This window comes from Bremerella sp. P1, assembly GCF_028748185.1.
GTDB lineage: Bacteria > Planctomycetota > Planctomycetia > Pirellulales > Pirellulaceae > Bremerella.
Window position 1 is genome coordinate 6,818,990 of record NZ_CP118164.1, and the last position, 17,902, is coordinate 6,836,891.

Genomic DNA, 17,902 nt, shown 5'->3' on the forward strand with positions numbered 1-17,902 from the left:
TTCAATCTTTCCAATCCCCCAGGCATCGCCTGAGCATCGCCAGTTGCCCGAGGTGATAGGCGTTGTGATCGGCGACCAGTAACGCTTCGCGGAGAATCGTTTGTCCGTCGCCGTGAGGGATCGGGGCGAACAGATCGATGCTGGGGTCGGCAACGAGGTCGATCATGGCCTGGGCATCTCCACGAAACAGATGGACACAAGCATCCCAGGCAGCGTCATCCGGTGGCGCATCGGTTGCCGGCCACAAGCCATCGGGGAACTCCGGTGAGATGTGATCGGGATTGACGGAAAACTGCCAGATATCCCACTGGCATATCCGCATATGCTCGATCAGCCGCCACGCCGTATGAGGACAGCCGTCGACCTTCGCCCCACGCAGTTCACGTGGTAGACCATCGATGGCTTGCTCGAACCCAAGATGTGCTCCACCACCTTTGAGCACGTACAGGACATGATCTCGCAGTGCCTGGTCAGACATGGCGTTGCTCCTTTACGATTCGTTTCACTTCGTCTCGGTTGTCACTTGGCAACCGGCTCAATGCATTCGCTCGTTTCATGCTTTGGTGAATTCACCAGCGTGCTGACGGGGTAGGCTTCCATCTCGTCGTCCGGGTAAGGATCCAGCATCGGCTGCAAGATTTCCGGATCATCGATCGTTTGATCTAACCAGGTATCGATATCTTGGCCCGAGAGGATCACCGGCATGCGGTCGTGCAGTTCGGACATAAGCTGGTTGGCGCTGGTGGTGATGATGGTGCAAGACTCGATCGTCAGGCCGTTCCCTTTCCAGTGCTCCCATAGGCCGGCGAAGGCAATTGGCGCTTCGTCTTTCATTCGAATGTAGTACGGCTGCTTGGCCTTGCCTTCTTTTCGCCATTCGTAAAACCCATCGGCCAAGACCAGACAACGCCGACGTTTGAAAGCCGTGCGGAACGAAGGCTTCTCGGCGACCGTTTCTCCGCGGGCATTGATCATCCGATTGCCGATCTTCGGATCTTTTGCCCAGGAAGGGATCAGCCCCCAGTGTAGCAGCACCAGTTCGCGTGCGTTGGCATCGGCCGTGGACCTGACGGCAGCAACGTCCTGCGTAGGCGCAATGTTGTACCGCGGCATGAGTTCGACCTCGGACTGCGCACCATAGATTTGCAAAAGCTGGTTCAGACGAGCTCGTAAGGTGTATCGACCGCACATGGCATTCCGTGATCTTGGTTATCGAGTTTTGCTTCACGCCTCAGAATTGTTCTTTTTCAGACGCTTGACAAATAGTGTACGCATGTATACATTCCGTGCGAGGGACTGAACATGGAAAAACTCGACTATCACGATACCCGCCAGCAAACGATTGCCGAACTTCAGAATCAGATCTGGGCTCGGGAGCAGGGAACTTCCCCGAATGCCAAGACGGTTTATTCCACCGGTTGTGACGACTTGGATGCGCTGCTTCCCAGTGGCGGTGTACGGCGAGGGAGCCTCATTGAATGGTTGGGTAACAGTTCTGCCAGCAGGGCAGGAACGCTCTCGCTGATTGCTGCGAAAGCGATCTGTCCCCAAGAAAGTCCCACAGTCCTGATCGACGTGCATCACGAGCTTTTTCCGCTATCGCTTTCGCTATTAGGCTTCGATCTATCGAGGGTCATTCTCATTCGTCCTCGTTCAGAAAAGGAAGCCCTGTGGGCATGTGAAGAGGCGCTGCGATCGGAATCGATCGGCCTGGTATGGGCCAATCTCGAGCGGCTCAACAGCACCAGTTTCCGGCGACTACAGTTAGCGGCCGAGGCGGCGGCCGGCATCGGCTTCTTGGTGCGATCCAACCAAGCCATGCGTCAACCATCATGGGCAGAGGCACGTTTGTTGGTGCAGCCATCCCCTTCGCGGCAGGGCTCTCCCTGTGTACGGGTCGAGGTGGCTTCCAGCTACCGCAAGCCCCCAAGGTCCCAAGCAGACATCATGATTAACCGAGTGAAGGGAACGCTCCATGGGACGAACACCTCAGCGAATCCTTTGCCTTTGGTTGGCCGACTGGGCACTGCAGCGGCGTATCAATACTCAGCCTGAGCTAGAGCAGTGCGTATTGCTGTTAACCGAGTCGAGAAAGCAAGGCGACTTCGTTCGTTACGGCAACCGGCTTGCCCGCAGGCGCGGCGTGCGGATTGGCATGCCGGTCTCGGAAGCTCGAACCTTTGCCGGCCCCAACGATCGCTTAGTGGTAGAAGAGGTGCAGCCGGCTCAAGATCGACAGGCCCTGGTACAGATTGCCCTGCGATGTGAGCGATTCAGCTTCCGAATTGGCATCGAGGAAGCGGATACTCCAGAGAGCATCCTCATGGATGTGACAGGCATCGCTCATTTCTTCTCCGGTGAACAGGCCCTGGCCGATCAACTGAATCAAGCAGCGACCCGCCGGCAATTCGCTGGCCGGATAGCCATCGGCGATACCATCGGAACTGCCTGGGCCGCGGCTCACTACCTGGCAGAGCCCAACCGCCCGATCGTCATCCCCAGCACGGAAGCACGGCAACTCCATAGGCTGCCGCTGCCGGCGTTGCGTCTGAGCGAGCCCCTTTTGCGGAAGCTATTGCGTCTGGGGATCACCACGATTGCCCAAGTGATGACGCTCGATCGGGCTTCCCTTGCGCGTCGATTGGGAAACGAGCTTCTGACTCGCCTCGACCAGTTCACCGGACAAATCCCAGAGACCGTCACCCCATGCCATCCGCTGCCTCAGTACCGGGTTAAGAAAACCTTGGAAGAAGGCATTACCAACCCAGATGCAATCCGCCAGCTTGTGTTTTACCTGCTGCGGCAACTGCTCGACTTGCTGGCCCCGAAGCGGCTAGGCACCCGACACCTGGAATGTCGGTTCGTACTCGAAGACCGCACGACGCAGCTGCTCGATGTACGTCTGTGCGAAACGACCAGCGACCAGCAACATATCCACGAGCTTTTCCGCATCCGTTTGGACAAGTTTCGTCTTACCTCGCCTGTTGTAGGCCTGCACATCGAAGCCCACGAGGTCGCTCCTTTAGGAGCATCGCAGGAAGCATTCCTGGAAGGCATCTCGCGGGACCAATCTCGCCAGCTTTCCCTTTTACTGAATCGCTTCAGCAGCCGCCTGGGAGAACAGGCCGTGGTGGCTCCCTCTCTATTTCCAAATCCCATCCCGGAGCGATCGGTCGAGTTGGCCTCGGTGACCGGTTCATCCCTTCTGAGCCCCACGTCCTACAGCAGCCGGTTTCACGGACTCGATCGACCGACGGCCTTATTCGTCCAGCCAAGACCAGTTGAGGTGCTCGCTTCTATCCCCGATGGCCCACCGGTGGTTCTGTTTTGGAAGAAGCGGCGTATCGAACTTGTCGACTGCTCGGAGCCGGAAAGAATCGAAACCGGCTGGTGGCAAGGCGAGTACGTTTGCCGTGATTATTATCGCGTGGAAACGGCAACCGGTGAGTGGCTCTGGGTATTTCGGCGTCTTCAAGATGGTCGCTGGTTCTGGCACGGAGAGTGGTTTTAACCATGAACTACGCCGAACTTCATTGCCTAACGAACTTCTCGTTTCTCCAGGCAGCTTCGCACCCTGATGAACTGGTTGCTCGCGCCGCGGAACTGGGCTACTCGGCGCTGGCCGTAACCGACATCAACACGCTGGCAGGCATCGTCCGCGCGAATACGGCCACCAAAGACCATCCGCTCAAACTGATTGTCGGCTCGGAGATCCGCCCGCTGGATGCCCCGCCAATTGTTGTTTGGGTCAAAAATCGACAAGGCTATGCCAACCTTTGTCGCTTAATCACCACCGGCAGACGACGAGCCCCCAAGGGGGAATGCCACCTCACTCTGGATGACATTGCCCAGCACACCGAAGGACTGATCGCAGCAATCGTTCCGCCGGATTGCCACGAAGACTTTTCTCTTCCTGAGGCCCGACCCTATCGAGATCTGTTCGATGACTTGTACTTGCTGGCCGAGCTTCATCGAGGCCCGCACGATCGCGACCGGCGCAGTTGGCTGCAGGAGATTTCCCAGCAAATGCGATTGCCCCTGGTTGCCGCTGGCGGGGTTCTGTTTCATACGCCTGAGCGAAAGCCACTGCACGATGTGGTGACGGCGATTCGATTGCGAACCACCGTTGCCCAGGTAGGTGAGGAACTTCAGGCCAATGCCCAGCGGCATCTTCGCTCGATCGATACCATTAGTGCGATTTACGCCGACCTGCCGCAAGCCGTGAAGCGCACCCAAGAGATCGCTCGGCAGTGTACGTTTTCGCTGGAGGAGCTTCGCTACGAATACCCGGAAGAGCTGGCCCCGCCAGGTCACACGCCCATCGAGTATCTCAAGCATCTCACATGGCAAGGAGCCGCCAACCGGTATCCTCAAGGAGTGCCCGATAAGATTCGCCAGCTGATCGAGCACGAACTGGAACTGATTGAAGAGCTTCATTACGAGCCCTATTTTCTGACGGTTTGGGACCTCGTGCGGTTTGCCCGCTCTCGAGAGATTCTTTGCCAGGGACGAGGCTCCGCCGCGAACTCGGCCGTCTGCTACTGTCTGGGAGTGACTGCCGTCGATCCCGGGCGAATCGATGTTTTGTTTGAACGATTCATCAGCCGCGAACGAGACGAAGCTCCGGACATTGATGTCGATTTTGAACACGAACGCCGCGAAGAAGTGCTGCAGTATCTGTACGACAAATATGGTCGCGAGCGAGCCGGCATCGCCGCCGTGACGATCACCTATCGTCCGCGTTCCGCCATTCGTGACGTGGGCAAAGCGCTGGGGTTCTCGTTGGAACTGGTCGACCGCCTGGCTAAGAATGCCGATCACTACCGGGCAGCCGGCGACTTTCATCTGCGCTGCCAAGAGGCCGGCCTCGACACCGAATCCCACACCGGCAAGCAGTTTGTCTACCTGGTGGGCCAGTTGATTGGATTTCCCCGGCATCTTTCGCAGCACGTCGGAGGCATGGTCATCACACGAGGTCCTTTGCATGAACTCGTGCCGATCGAAAACGCTTCGATGGAAGGTCGCACGGTCGTCCAGTGGAACAAAGACGACCTGGATGACTTGGGGATTCTGAAAGTCGATTGCCTGGCACTGGGCATGCTGACTGCAATTCGCAAATGCTTCGACTTGATTCAGCAGACGACCGGCAAGTCGTTGACCTTAGCCAGCATCCCCGAAGGAGATTCGCAGGTTTACGACATGATCTGCCGCGCTGATACGATTGGCGTGTTCCAGATCGAATCCCGCGCGCAGATGTCGATGCTGCCGCGGCTGAAGCCAAGATGCTACTACGATCTGGTGATCGAAGTAGCCATCGTGCGACCTGGCCCCATTCAAGGCGACATGGTCCATCCCTATCTGCGGCGACGGTTCGGGGAGGAAGAAGAAAGCTATCCCAACGATGCTATACGCGAGGTACTCAAGAAGACGCTGGGCGTGCCGCTCTTTCAAGAGCAGTGCATGCAGTTAGCGATCGTCGCGGCAGGCTTCTCACCGGGCGAAGCCGATCAGCTGCGTCGGGCCATGGGAGCGTGGCGCAGACCAGGCATCATCGATCAGTTTCGTCAGAAGCTGCTCGACGGCATGAAGCAGCATGGCCTCGAAGGAGAATTCGCCGAGCAGGTTTTTCGCCAGATCCGAGGTTTCGGCGAGTACGGTTTTCCCGAAAGCCATGCAGCCAGTTTTGCCTTGCTGGTCTACGTGTCGGCCTGGCTCAAGCATTATTATCCGGCTCACTTCGCGGCCGCCGTTATCAACAGCCAGCCAATGGGGTTCTATGCCCCGGCCCAGCTAGTGCAGGACGCGAAGAACCATCAGGTGGAAATGAGATCGATCGATGTCAGCCGCAGCGACTGGGACTGTCAGATCGAACGAGGCGCGGTTCGTCTCGGCTTTCGACTCATCCATGGTTTGCCTCAAGCAACTGCCGACTTGATCACCCACTGCCGGCAAGAGGGCTCCTTCCAGTCGATGGATGATTTCCTGCGACGAACCAAGCTGACGCTAGCTCAGGTGGAGCTACTGGCCGAGGCCGATGCACTGGCCAGCCTGAGCCCAGGTCGCCGTGAAGCACTCTGGAGTGCCCTGGCAGCCGCGAAGAAGCCACGCCAAAAGACGCTGTTTGACGACCTGGAACCACCAGCGGAACCCCTGGCGATCTTGCCGACGATGCCCGCGGAAGAGGAAGTTTACGAAGACTACCGCACGACCGGCCTGTCGCTGCGTTCGCATCCCATGGCCTTCCAACGCGAACGGCTTAAGCGACTGGGCATCCTGCCAACACAGCAGTTGGCACAGGTCGCGAATGACACCCAAGTCAAAGTCGCGGGGATCGTGCTGCTTAGGCAACGTCCCAGCACTTCCAAGGGGATTACCTTCGTGACCATCGAAGACGAAACTGGCACCGCTAATCTCGTGGTTCACGCCAAGACCTGGGAACGCTTCCGCAAGATTACCCGCCACTCGCAAACATGGCTGGTGCATGGCAAAGTCGAGTGCAAACACACAGTGATCCACGTCATTGTCCGCCGCGTGGAAGACCTCTCAACGCGTCTTTCTGCGTTGGAATTGAAGTCGCGTGATTTTCGGTGATATTGTAGGAAAACAACTTCTACGAACGCTCAATCTCTAGAATATTCTGCCAAAGGGAAATGGGCGACACGCCTGCGTAGCCGCTTTCCTGCCCATCGTTGCACTCGATAACAATCCACTCCCCATCCGCCGTCATCGACAAGTCGATTACCAAAAAGGGAACATCGATCAGACAAGCCACCGATTCCGCTAGAGTAAGAGCTTCTGACTTCTCGACATCTGACCATTGATACGCACGTCCTTCCCACCAGTAGCGACCAGCACCAACGAATTGACGTTTCCACCAAAACGTCCGGAACTCGAAGGAACTATCGATCTTTCCCTGAGCATTCTTCTCCACGTGACGCAATGGAACAAACTCTCTTACGACTACCGATTGCCAATTCAAGATCGGATCGCTGGCATACCTTGCCATAAGCTGTTCAAACTCTTCCGGCGAATTGGCGATGGACAGTGACTTTTGATGACGACTGGTTTGCCGTGAGCCTTTGACGAAGACAGGAAATTGAAATGTTTCCGCAACGGCCTGTCCGCTAGGTGCGTCTTGGTAGACTTTGCTCCGAGGTGTTCGCCCTTCAATCAACGGATACCACTGAGCCAACTCGCTCGCTATCTCATGCTGCTGCGGCGTGTGAATAAGGCGAACACCTTCATCCCGTAGATTGTCATATTCAGTCGAATAATCTTCCAACGCTCCACATCTGCCAACGGCTGTTAACTCTTGCGGACGCTGCCATGGCTGTCGACACGGAAAGAAGTTGCGGAAATCGAAATCGTAGATACCGACACCAATAGGGTTAGTCCAAACCCAAAGCAGATCGTCAACCAGTAGAAGTTCAGCCACGATACAACATTTCTTAAGTCAGTATTTCGGCAACAAACGGCAGGGAGTCCTGACTGGAATTTTAGGCGGGCCGTTAGCGACTGTACACCAAGATAGGTTACACAAGGCTAATAGCGAGTGAACCCGGCTTTTGGTAGGCTACGAGCGACATAAATCGCTACCGACTTTTGACCTGGAGAATGATTAGCATGCCCCCAATTGGTGCCCACATGTCGATCGCCGGCGGCTACTACAAAGCCGTCGAAGCAGCTGCCGAAGTCGATATGAATGTCGTTCAGCTTTTCTGCAAGAACAACAACCAGTGGCGGGCCAAGGAGATTACCGACAAGGACGTTTCGCTCTTTCAAGATGCTTTGGCGAAGCACAAAGTGAATGCCCCGCTTTGCCATGCTTCGTACCTGATTAACCTGGCTTCGCCGAAGCCGGAGCTGTGGGAGAAGTCGGTCGAAGGGTTAAGGATCGAGATGCTGCGGTGCGAGCAACTAGGCATCCCGAACCTGGTGTTTCACCCAGGTGCCCACATGGAAGCGACGCTCGAAGAAGGGATCGAGCGAATCGTTAAGGCGATCGATGAACTTCATCAGAAGCTGCCGGATTGCCCGGTAACGCTGCTGCTGGAAACGACCGCCGGGCAGGGTAGTTCGATCGGGCACAAGTTCGAGCACCTGCAGTCGATCCTGGAAGGGGTCAAAGAAGGGGAACGTGTGGCCGTTTGTTTGGACACGTGCCATATTTTTGCCGCCGGCTACCCGATTTCCGAAGAGAAGGACTTCAAAGCGACCTTCAAGGATTTCAATAAGTTGATCGGCTTCGACAAGCTGCGGGCAATCCACTTGAACGATAGCAAGAAGGATCTTGGTTCGCGGGTTGACCGTCACGATCATATCGGTGAAGGAAAAATCGGCATCGAAGCGTTTCGTCACATGCTCAACGATCGCCGCTTCAAGAAGATCCCCATGTATCTGGAAACGCCCAAGGGGGAAGAAGATGGCGTACTGAACGACGCCAAGAACCTGGCCACACTCAGGTCTCTGATCAAATAGTCTGGGCGTAAAAGAAAAAAGGGTGCGCTCGTGCGCACCCTTTTTATCGTCGGGTAGCTGTTTACACCGATTCGATGTAAACGCCGCGGCGATCGCGCTGAACCTGGCGGGCATCGTCAATCATCAACGCGACCTTCTTCACTTCCTTGATACCGGGAATGCGAAGCTCGGGGTGCGTGCGGTCACTGGAGGTAATCCGGATCGTACCAACATTGAACATACGATCGAGAATACCCTGTTCGACCGTCACGTCGTCGATGTCGATCACTTCGATCCGGTCGGTCGTTCGCTTGATGACACCGTGCTCGTGAATGAAGCGGCGGGTGGTCAGCTCGTAGGCGACCCCCATTTTGATCCACCATACGCGGATGAATTGTCCGATCCAAAGCACGGGAATCGCAATCAAAATCGGCCAGAAGAAGACGCCACCCACGATCAGCCCGATGGTGATCAGAGTCAGGATCATGAAACTGCCGCTCTGATCGACGGCCGAGTATCCACCGCTCCAGATATGTTCGTCAGCACCGCCGCCGGCCTTTCGTTTGCCCGCGGAGAACTCTGCACCGGGGTCTCGCTCGCCCGCATCCGTAGGGGCGTCGTTCGGCGTACTGAAGTTAGGCGGGTTGCCAGCATCGTTGGGGTTGCTCGAGTCCATCGTTCAATTCCTTCCCAATGGAAAAAGCAGGGGGGCCTGCGTGGTTCTTGAAAAAGGGGGGGATACCTCTGAGCGAATATTCGCAAAAACGAGGCCAATCTTGATCCTTTTCCCGGCCATTATAGAGTTTCTGAAGGCTCAAAAAACGTCCCTGTCGCGAGTTTTTCCAGAACTACGCCGCCTATTAAGTCGGCGGAATTGCGAGTTATCTTGTTTGCTGAAGAAGACTTAGCTTGCTCAATTTGAAAGTTCAGGCCAAACTATGAAGATTGAAGCAGTTTCCTTGACGGTGACCGCGCACTTTTTTTGTTCGCGTCATCGTGATATCGAGTAAGCCCAATGCGATGCCCGTTCTGTCGAGCCGACAACGACCGTGTGATTGACTCACGCGCAAGCCAGGACAGTTTCTCGATTCGCCGTCGCCGCGAGTGCCTCGGTTGTAAACGGCGCTATACCACGTACGAGCGGGTCGAAGAACTTGATATCAAGATCGTGAAGAAGGACAACGTCCGCGAACCGTTCCATCCGGAAAAGATCAAACGCGGTTTGTCGCTGGCCTGCTGGAAGCGACCGATCAGCGAAGCCCAGATCGAAGCGATCGTGGCGGCAGTCGAAAGCGAGATCTATTCGCAGTACGAAGGGGAAGTTGAAAGCCGCTTAATCGGCGAGATGGTCATGCAGCATCTGCACGCGATCGATCAGGTCGCCTACGTCCGCTTCGCCAGCGTCTACCGAGAATTCAAAGACGTGCGGGACTTCGTCGACGAACTGCAGCCGATGCTCAAGAAGTACGCCCCAAGCGTACCGAAGCCCTCTTCGTAGACGTTTGGAACTTCGGCACGCGGACGTTTCTTTCTTCGTGCAGCACTAATTTGGGCTGTACCCGTCCCACATCCAAACCAGCGTATCGGCCAGGGTCAGCTCGAAGACCTTCTTGTCGCAGTGGCGGGTAGCCTTGCTGTAGATGTAGCGGTAGTCGTAGCCTTTGGCTTTCAGCGCGGCGGCGGTTCGATTGTTGGCCATGACCCAGTTGTGGTAGGTCTCTTCGGGATCGTTGGCGCGGTTGTCGTTCTCGGCGACGTGCGTGAAGATCCGCAGCGGCTTCTTCTCGCTGTTTTCAATCAGCTTCATGCTCGAGTGATACTCCCACGCGCCCAGGGGATAGTCCTTCTCCTGAGGTGCGTCATCGTCTTGCTGATCGACAAACGTGCCGGAGTACGTAATCAGGCGGCGGAACAGGTCGGGACGAAACCAACCGATCGTCAGCGCCGCAGCGCCGCCCGAGCTACATCCCATCACGGCTTTGCCCCACGGATCTTCCGTGAAAGCGATATTTGGATAAGCGACTTTGATCTCGGGATTGTTCAACACGGCCGGCAGGACTTCGTCATTAATAAATCGGGCATGACGGTCGGACATGGTGTCGTATTCCAAACCACGCTGGCTTCCTTTGCCATCATTGCCACCGTTTTGCACGGCAATGGCGATGAACGCTGGCAGCTTCCGCTTCGGATCTTTCGAGATCGTCAGGTTATCCAGCGCGTTGCGAACCAGGTTCAAGCGGCTGGGGCCATCGAAAGAAACCAGAATCGGTGCCTTTGTGCCGTCTTCATACGCGGCAGGAACATAGACGAAGATCTTCCGTTCGGTCCGCACTTCCTTCTTAGGGTCGAGCGTCGTGTCTTTGCCGTCGAAGATCTTGCTCTCGGCCAGCGGCATCGAGAACTCAAACGACTTCCCCTTGGGATTGCCTTGGTCGGTCAGGTCGGGATCGATGTGGTAATCGGGTCCGATGACGAAGTCGCCATTGCCAGAAACCTTTTGGGCCTGGCTGACAGAGGGAACAATGGTAACGAGCAGCGTCAGGGACAAGAGGGTAAGAAATCGCATGGTGAGCTATCGTTCGACAGGGGAGGGAAGGGGGTCTGTTTCCCTCTAGCATATTCGACAGCAAAGCACCGCGATAGCATTCGCGAGAATAGCCGGCCTTCTAATAGCAGCGTTTGAGAACGAATTCCGCGAGTTGACGCAGAGCCGTCGTCGCGTCCCCTTCGGGCCACTGGGCGATACTTGCCAACGCGGTCTCTACGTGGCGAATGGCCGTTTGCCGGGCATAAGCCGCGCTGTCGAACTCTTCAAGCCAAGCCATGACCTGGGCAGGATCAGGCGACTCGGCCTGCAGGGCAGCCAACATCTCGGCTCTCGTTTCCGACGGAGCGACTTTCAACGCATGGATGATCGGCAGGGTTGGCTTACGCTGGGCCAGGTCGGTACCAAGCGTCTTGCCGGTTCGATCAGTGTCGCCTTCGATATCGAGCAGATCGTCGACAATCTGGAAAGCAACGCCCAGGCATCGTCCGTATTCGGCTGCCTGCTTGTTCGCTTCTTCCGGCGCGTCGGCATAGGTTGCACCCAGTTCACAGGCACACTGGCAGAGCACGGCTGTCTTGGCTTCGATGATCGAGAGGTACTCTTCTTCACTCAGGTCGAAGCGTCCCTTGGTCGTGATCTGTCGAAGCTCACCTTCGCAAACAATGTTGGTCGCCTGACCGATCTTTTGCGCGGCCAAGGTCGTTGGCAGCGTGCTGGCGAGGTAGAACGCGTGGGTGAAAAGGAAGTCGCCCACGAGTACGCTCGACTCGGTTCCCCAACGATGATGAATCGTTTCCAGGTGACGCCGTGTTTCTGCACCGTCGAGCACGTCGTCGTGAATTAGCGTGGCCGTGTGAACCATCTCGAGCACGGCACCCAGCTTGTGATGGCTAGGCGTGATGTTGCTCCAAGCTTGACCACAAAGCAGAACCAGGGCAGGGCGAAGACGCTTTCCACCGAGCAGGTAACCATACGAAACGATGTCGCTAACCTTGGGGAACTTCGACGACATCTCCCGCTTCAAAATCGCTTCGACTTCCGCCAAGTCGTCACCGATTCCACCGTAACAACGCATCAGTGCTTCGGCACTGGGAGCGGCTGGAGTCTGATTCGCAGGATTCACGATGGTCTCGATTCGCTTTCTATTCGGCTTTTGGTTCAGACGCACGCTGGAAGGTACCTGACCTGCCGCCTGACTTCTTCATCAGGCGAACATGCTCGATCTCCATTCTTCGATCGATTGCCTTGCACATGTCGTAAATGGTTAATGCGGCAACCGAAGCGGCCGTCATAGCTTCCATTTCGACACCAGTCTTGGCCGTTACCCGGGCTGTGGCGGTCACCATCAGCCGAGTTGCATCGGCAAACTCGAATGCCACTTCAATGCTTTCCAGCGGTAGTCCGTGGCACAGGGGAATCAGCTCGTCGGTTCGCTTGGCCGCCATGATGCCGGCCAGTCTTGCCACTTGCAGTACTTCCCCTTTCTTATTTCGGTTATCTCGGATCGCATCTGCGGTAGCGGCTTCCATTTTTACGCAAGCCTCGGCGACCGCCTCGCGAAGGGTAGCTTGTTTCTGCCCCACGTCGACCATCTTGGCCGCCCCAGAGCGATCCAAATGCGTGAAATCCGCCATCAAGCCCTCACACGTAAAATCACCAATGCCTCCATGTTAAGGCGATTCGTCATTCTTCAGAAGGGGCGCTGACAACGTTTTCTGCGGATGAAACCCTCGCCCGCTTCTGGGCGAATCTCCGCAGCACGCAACCCGCGTGTTCTCAATCATGAGAACCGCAACGCGTGAGAATCGGTTAACCCGAATGTTGAGGGGGATTTCATCCGCTCAATCACCTCTCGACAGGCAGCTCACGCCCCTTACCAGTCGCCGGAAACGACCCGCTTAGGCTGCCATTTACGCGCAATTCAGGGCATTTCCAAAGGCCAACATTCAGATTGGCAACCTGGGCAAGGAAGCAGAAAACATTCGCCAGACCCCTTGCTATCGCGGGGAATCCGACATCCCATTCCAGGTGGTGACATTTAATTACCCTTCTGCCCTGTTTTTTTCCCTTGAATGCCTTAACAAGGCTAATTACAAATCTAGCAGCACAAACACCCCACTAAGAGTAGTCCAACCCCCTTCATCTCGACCAGTTCCTGCCCTTGATTCTGAAGTCGGAAAGTTGTCATTCATGAAAGCTTATGCGTTATCGACAGCCCTGGTCATGACCTGCCTTCTTCTTAGTGGCTGCGGTGGCGATGGAATCCCCCGTGCCGCCGTCCAGGGAACCGTCACCTATGACGGCGAGCCTGTTGAATCGGGCGTGATCATGTTCATTCCCGAAACGGTCGCCCCGGTGGCCCTCAAGATCACCGATGGCCAATACGACACAGAGTCCGATATCAATGATCGGCGCGGAGCCGTCATCGGGCATTGCTCAGTCCAAATATTCGCCAATCGCCCGACCGGCCGCAGTTATACGGATGTCATGACCGGCGAAAAAATGGAAGAGACCAAGCAGTTTGTGCCTGCCAAGTACAACGAGCGGACCGAACTGACCGCCGAAGTCGAAGCCGGGCAGCAAACGATCGACTTCCATCTCGAGAAGTAAACGGAGCCTCCAGCCAACCCACTTAAGACCAATGACCGATTCGATCCATTCCTTATCCCTACCTCTTTGAAGGATATCCCCGATGTTAGCCCCTTCATCTCGCAAGTCCGGCTTCACGCTTGTCGAACTGCTGGTTGTCATCGCGATTATCGGCGTGCTGATTGCCTTGCTCTTGCCAGCCGTGCAACAGGCCCGCGAGGCCGCCCGTCGCATGTCTTGCAGCAACAACATGAAGCAGTTGGGCCTAGCCACGCATGTTTATCACGATGCGTTCGGCCAATTCCCGCTCGGTTGCCTGTACTTCGATAAGGCAAGTCCTTGGAATAACAACCTGACCACCTGGCTGGCTCGCATTCTGCCGCAGATCGAACAAACGGCTCTGCACGAGCAAGTCAATTACGTCAGCGATGCCTACACCTCGAACAACACGCCGGCCCAGGTCGAAATCGAAGCTTACCGCTGCCCCAGCAATGCCGAAGATCCCCGCAACACGGCGTCGGTATCGACCGCGCCCACCGACTACGCAGCATGCGTAGGAAAATCGTGGAACCTGGGCGGCAACGACATCAACAACACCGGTTGGACCGCCGTAATTGTGCACGGCAAGAGCAAAGGTATCTTCGCGGCCAACGGCACCGTTCGTTTTGCCGATGTGACCGACGGCTTGTCGAATACGATGGCCATTTCAGAGATCACCCATGGCGACTTCTACGCCAGCAGCAGCACCCGGCCGACCTGCATTTCGGACCTGGGCACACAGAGCACCGTCCCCAATGGCGACTCGTGGCTGATCGGACGCTTTCAAGACTGGTGCTTCAACACGCAGTACACTCCGAACCCACCCAGCCCCGACTGTCAGCACAATGGTGTGTGGTTCAATGTCGCAGCTCGCAGCTTTCATCCTGGCGGTGTCCAGGTAACCATGGGTGACGGTTCGGTCCGCTTTGTTGCCGAAACCATATCTCTTTCGACCTGGCAAAACCTCAGCAACCGGGATGACGGTAACGTGCTGGGTCAGTTCTAGTCATCGCCGTCGCGTTTCGGGGGCGGTCTTGTTCCCTCTTCACCGCGCGTCGGTGAGGAGGGGGCAAGAACGAAAAAAAGACGCCGCGACTTGCATCGTGGCGTCTTTTTTTAAGCTCGGATTGTGGTAACCCCGAAGAATCTGGTCTTAGACCAATTCCTTCTTAGCACCGATCAAGGTTCGCAGACGTTCGGCCAGCAGAGCCGCATCAAACGGCTTCTTGAACGTCTCATTGATCGTGGATCGATCGAAGCTCATAGAGCTTCCATCGTCGGGCAGCAAGGCGATCAGAATCGTTTCCGCGAAGTCCGGATTCCGACGCAGATTCTGGCAAATCTGCAATGCCTCGATACGACCGATCGAGAAATCCACGATAATGCAGTCCGGGTGAAAACCTTCGGCTTGAATTCCCGCCTCGAAACCACTCGCGGCCACGCAGACCTTGAATGCTTTCTCGAGCGGAAGCTCGCGACGCAAGTTTTCCACCAACACTTGGTCCTGAGCAACGATCAGCACCTTGGCCATGGCTTCGTCTTCCAAGTCGCCAAGGGGCATGCCGTGTTCTTTCAGGAACTTGATCAAATATTCCCGCGGGATACGACGGTCCTGGGAACCAGGAATGCGATACCCTTTGAGGCGGCCCGAATCAAACCACTTACTCACAGTGCGGGGGGCCACTTTGCAGATCTTTGCGACCTGTCCTGTTGTGAAGACCTTCATCACAGGCTCTCCATTACTCTTTCGTTGAGTTGACCTCCACTGTGTTTCCGGTTCTGGCGGAAACACGAAAATCGCCCCTCATCTTCCACTCAGACTCCTCTGGCGATCCCTCGCACTCGGCTATGGGTAGAGTCTTCGTTTTCAATGTCTGGGTCAGGGCGCTACAAACGCTGCTTCTCTCGTGGCTCGTACTCAGATCCTTCTGAACCGCGCCTTCAAGGCGGAAACCGGATCCACTACTCACGACTAGGATTGAAAGGACATTCCGAAGAATAAACCTGACTCACCATTTCGCAGCGGCTCGGCGATGCGGTGACCAATGGGAGAATCCCAAACAGAACAACTCACGCATTGACGAGGTCACGCCACTGCGAAAGCTTCAGCTTGTTAAAGATTCCCCCCTTGGTCGGCTGCTTCATCACACCGACTGCAACAAGTGCTGCAATCGGGAAGTGTGTAACAAGCCTTCCGAAGGTTAATTTCGATGTTTTGGGGGGTGATTCTTTAGCATCTTTCCGATCTGTTTGCTGCGATCTTTAAAATCGCCACCAGCGGCACCGACAGATTGTGCGTCCTGTTCCGGTTTTAACGGTGCGATGAGTCGCTAGCGGTTCTACCCGGTGGTATGGAATTATTCGCAAGTACTGATGAAAAGGCCATCGCCGATGATCGGATTTGTTCGGCGGATGTCCGCAGACCAGCAACCCGGGAAAGACTTTCTTCAAGACGAAGATTTTCTCGAAATCATCACAACCAACTTCGTACGTCCACTCCCACATCGAAGTTCATAGCTTCGTGCACAGAAGCCATGGCAATCGCTAGCAGCGGTGGTTATGTTGTGGCGATGGAAAATGAGAATACTGTTGAATTGCCTCGCCCCACATGGTTTCACGTGGTGCTCGCCCTGCTCGTGATGCTCATCGCCACGATTCGTCTCTCGGTGGCGTTGATCGAGATTGAGGACGATCCACTCTTCATTTCATACCCGGTGTTTTACGGCGGCTGCGCCCTCGTGCTGCTGGTCACGCAGTACGGCAGCACTTTTCGCAGGTGGAAGTCCGGCACGCTGATCGCGATCGGGCTATTATCCTTCTTGTTGGTTTGGTCGTTTATTGGGCTTGTGACCCTGACAATTCAATTCGCCGTGAACCGGACCGCCTCGGATCAATTGCTGACTTACATGGTATTTGTCGTCTTGGCTCCTTTGACTGCATGGGCAATCCAAGCAAATTGGAAGTGGTACCAAAACCTGGTAGCATTTTCCCGTCAGCACGAGTCCCATGAACCACCAAAGTCCTTTTCCCTTCTGGAACTCCTAGGGGTCACCTTTGTGCTGGCATGTACGATCGGACCGGTTAGCTACCGAGCAGGTACCAATCAATCTCTTTACGTGGAGGATGTTCCTCGCGCGGAAACGCCCTTCGCCGTCTCCGACAAGGCCGACCAGATCAAGTTCCGTCGCGATCGTGACGGAACGATCAGGGCCTACTGGATCGAAAGTCCCTCTATCCTGGAGAAGTGGCTACAGAAGCAAGAGGAACGCCCTGAGGTCGTCCACTTTTCGATCGATAAACAGGAAGAGGTTTGGGGCACGGAACCCATACCGCGAACGAAGTATGGAAGCGTCTACGATCACACCGGCTATTGGGCAATGAATATTGCAACCTGGCAAGTCGGCAAACGAACCTACGAAGTCAGGTGGCCGCCATTGTCCGATCCTCTGGACGTCGACGTGTATTACTACGAGACCGATCGCGACTAGCGTGCCGCGATAAGCTGCCGATCACGTATTCACCTTGGCAAGCGATGGTAATCCGCGGTAGTAGTGGCTATCTTGTGCCCATGGAATCTTCACCAGAAACACTGAAACCGCCCATTGCTATCGCCTGCACAGCGATCGGTATCATCACGGTTTGTCTGTTCGCTCTGGGAATCATCATCTCGTGGCTACCCGTCGGAGGCAATCTTCTCCGTTTGGCTTTCTGCGTGGTGACTTATCCCGCGTTAGTCGCATGGCAGCAGTATGTAAGCGTGTTTCGATTCAACAAGCGAGCAGCGTCCGTCACTGCGTTTCTAGGAGGCTTGGCTGGCGTCCCCACGACGCTGCTACTTTTCTTCACACTTGTTCACGAGGGCATAAAGGGCATAAAGGGCATCGACTGGGAAGGCTGCACGACCGCTTCCGTGATCTCGGTTACGGGATTGGCTTGCGTCGTCTGTAACGGGATCTGGCTTCAGCACGTGAAAGCCGCCGAAGAGCAGGGGACAGCTCCGAAGCCTCGCGAAAAGTTCTCCTTAGGGGAACTGATGTGGTTTGTCGTCGCGGTCAGTTTCGTGATGGCCGTGAGCTCTTATTGGCAGAGGACGTTTTCTGGTCCTCCACTTTAACGAGGCTGACATCACTCGACACTGGCTGATCATCGCACCAAAGGCTCGTCTCTATTACGATTCGCATACGCGGTAGGTGTCGCAACCGCTGGCGTAAGAATTGTTGCGATGCCATCGGCAGCCCTTTAGATTGTAGCTCTGCCGCTTCCTCTTTC

17 protein-coding genes are annotated in these 17,902 nt (G+C 55.7%); 9 read left to right on the top strand and 8 right to left on the bottom strand.

Annotated features, from left to right (window positions below):
• Window position 1: 1 nt before the first annotated feature.
• Both PSR63_RS27575 and PSR63_RS27580 read right to left on the bottom strand, forming a co-directional pair.
• The gene (locus PSR63_RS27575) at window positions 2–478 is read right to left on the bottom strand and encodes a DinB family protein (protein WP_274329449.1); all 477 of its coding nucleotides are present in this window, start codon (window positions 476–478) and stop codon (window positions 2–4) included.
• Between the two features lie 41 nt (window positions 479–519).
• Window positions 520–1,191, bottom strand: coding sequence for an SOS response-associated peptidase (locus PSR63_RS27580; protein WP_274329451.1), 672 nt, complete (start codon window positions 1,189–1,191; stop codon window positions 520–522).
• Between the two features lie 111 nt (window positions 1,192–1,302).
• On the opposite strand from PSR63_RS27580, the gene PSR63_RS27585 reads away from it, so the two are divergent.
• From PSR63_RS27585 to PSR63_RS27595, 3 genes are read left to right on the top strand one after another with little or no spacing between them, the layout of a single operon-like run.
• Entirely contained in the window at window positions 1,303–2,055 is a 753-nt protein-coding gene (locus PSR63_RS27585; RefSeq protein ID WP_274329453.1) for an ImuA family protein, read from the top strand.
• Window positions 1,976–3,511, top strand: a complete 1,536-nt coding sequence (locus PSR63_RS27590) for a Y-family DNA polymerase (protein ID WP_274329455.1) — start codon at window positions 1,976–1,978, stop codon at window positions 3,509–3,511. Before PSR63_RS27585 ends, PSR63_RS27590 begins: the two co-directional genes overlap by 80 nt.
• 2 nt (window positions 3,512–3,513) lie before the next feature.
• Window positions 3,514–6,591, top strand: a complete 3,078-nt coding sequence (locus PSR63_RS27595; RefSeq protein ID WP_274329457.1) for an error-prone DNA polymerase — start codon at window positions 3,514–3,516, stop codon at window positions 6,589–6,591.
• Between the two features lie 19 nt (window positions 6,592–6,610).
• On the opposite strand, the gene PSR63_RS27600 is transcribed toward PSR63_RS27595, so the two are convergent.
• Window positions 6,611–7,435 (bottom strand): ATP-grasp domain-containing protein, encoded by an 825-nt coding sequence (locus tag PSR63_RS27600; RefSeq protein ID WP_274329459.1) that lies wholly within the window; start codon window positions 7,433–7,435, stop codon window positions 6,611–6,613.
• Window positions 7,436–7,623: 188 nt separating this feature from the next.
• On the opposite strand from PSR63_RS27600, the gene PSR63_RS27605 reads away from it, so the two are divergent.
• Window positions 7,624–8,478 carry a deoxyribonuclease IV gene (locus tag PSR63_RS27605; protein ID WP_274329460.1) on the top strand — a complete coding sequence of 285 codons (855 nt, stop codon included), beginning with the start codon at window positions 7,624–7,626 and terminating at the stop codon, window positions 8,476–8,478.
• 61 nt (window positions 8,479–8,539) lie between these two features.
• Here the strand turns inward: PSR63_RS27605 and PSR63_RS27610 are convergent, their stop codons facing one another.
• On the bottom strand, window positions 8,540–9,133 hold the full coding sequence (locus PSR63_RS27610; RefSeq protein WP_274329461.1) for a PH domain-containing protein: 594 nt from the start codon (window positions 9,131–9,133) through the stop codon (window positions 8,540–8,542).
• A 339-nt stretch (window positions 9,134–9,472) separates the two neighbouring features.
• Between PSR63_RS27610 and nrdR the strand changes: the two genes are divergently transcribed.
• Complete coding sequence (nrdR, locus tag PSR63_RS27615) at window positions 9,473–9,955, top strand: transcriptional regulator NrdR (RefSeq protein ID WP_144972636.1); 483 nt, start codon at window positions 9,473–9,475, stop codon at window positions 9,953–9,955.
• 45 nt (window positions 9,956–10,000) lie between these two features.
• Here nrdR and PSR63_RS27620 read toward each other — a convergent pair whose 3' ends face one another.
• The 3 genes from PSR63_RS27620 to moaC form a co-directional block, all read right to left on the bottom strand.
• Window positions 10,001–11,023, bottom strand: coding sequence for an alpha/beta hydrolase (locus PSR63_RS27620; protein WP_274329467.1), 1,023 nt, complete (start codon window positions 11,021–11,023; stop codon window positions 10,001–10,003).
• Between the two features lie 100 nt (window positions 11,024–11,123).
• Complete coding sequence (locus PSR63_RS27625; protein ID WP_274329468.1) at window positions 11,124–12,128, bottom strand: polyprenyl synthetase family protein; 1,005 nt, start codon at window positions 12,126–12,128, stop codon at window positions 11,124–11,126.
• A 19-nt stretch (window positions 12,129–12,147) separates the two neighbouring features.
• Window positions 12,148–12,639 (bottom strand): cyclic pyranopterin monophosphate synthase MoaC, encoded by a 492-nt coding sequence (gene moaC, locus PSR63_RS27630; protein WP_274329469.1) that lies wholly within the window; start codon window positions 12,637–12,639, stop codon window positions 12,148–12,150.
• A 556-nt stretch (window positions 12,640–13,195) separates the two neighbouring features.
• Here moaC and PSR63_RS27635 point away from each other — a divergent pair.
• Window positions 13,196–13,615: a hypothetical protein gene (locus PSR63_RS27635; RefSeq protein ID WP_274329470.1), complete on the top strand. Its 420-nt coding sequence runs from the start codon at window positions 13,196–13,198 to the stop codon at window positions 13,613–13,615.
• Between the two features lie 82 nt (window positions 13,616–13,697).
• The gene (locus tag PSR63_RS27640; RefSeq protein ID WP_274329471.1) at window positions 13,698–14,639 is read left to right on the top strand and encodes a DUF1559 domain-containing protein; all 942 of its coding nucleotides are present in this window, start codon (window positions 13,698–13,700) and stop codon (window positions 14,637–14,639) included.
• 147 nt (window positions 14,640–14,786) lie between these two features.
• Here the strand turns inward: PSR63_RS27640 and PSR63_RS27645 are convergent, their stop codons facing one another.
• A complete protein-coding gene (locus PSR63_RS27645; protein ID WP_105353146.1) occupies window positions 14,787–15,359 on the bottom strand; it encodes a helix-turn-helix domain-containing protein in 573 nt (190 codons plus the stop codon).
• An 808-nt stretch (window positions 15,360–16,167) separates the two neighbouring features.
• Between PSR63_RS27645 and PSR63_RS27650 the strand changes: the two genes are divergently transcribed.
• Together PSR63_RS27650 and PSR63_RS27655 are read left to right on the top strand one after the other, a co-directional pair.
• A complete protein-coding gene (locus PSR63_RS27650) occupies window positions 16,168–17,121 on the top strand; it encodes a hypothetical protein (RefSeq protein ID WP_274329473.1) in 954 nt (317 codons plus the stop codon).
• Window positions 17,122–17,201: 80 nt separating this feature from the next.
• Window positions 17,202–17,747 (top strand): hypothetical protein, encoded by a 546-nt coding sequence (locus PSR63_RS27655; RefSeq protein WP_274329474.1) that lies wholly within the window; start codon window positions 17,202–17,204, stop codon window positions 17,745–17,747.
• The last annotated feature ends 155 nt before the right edge of the window (window positions 17,748–17,902 follow it).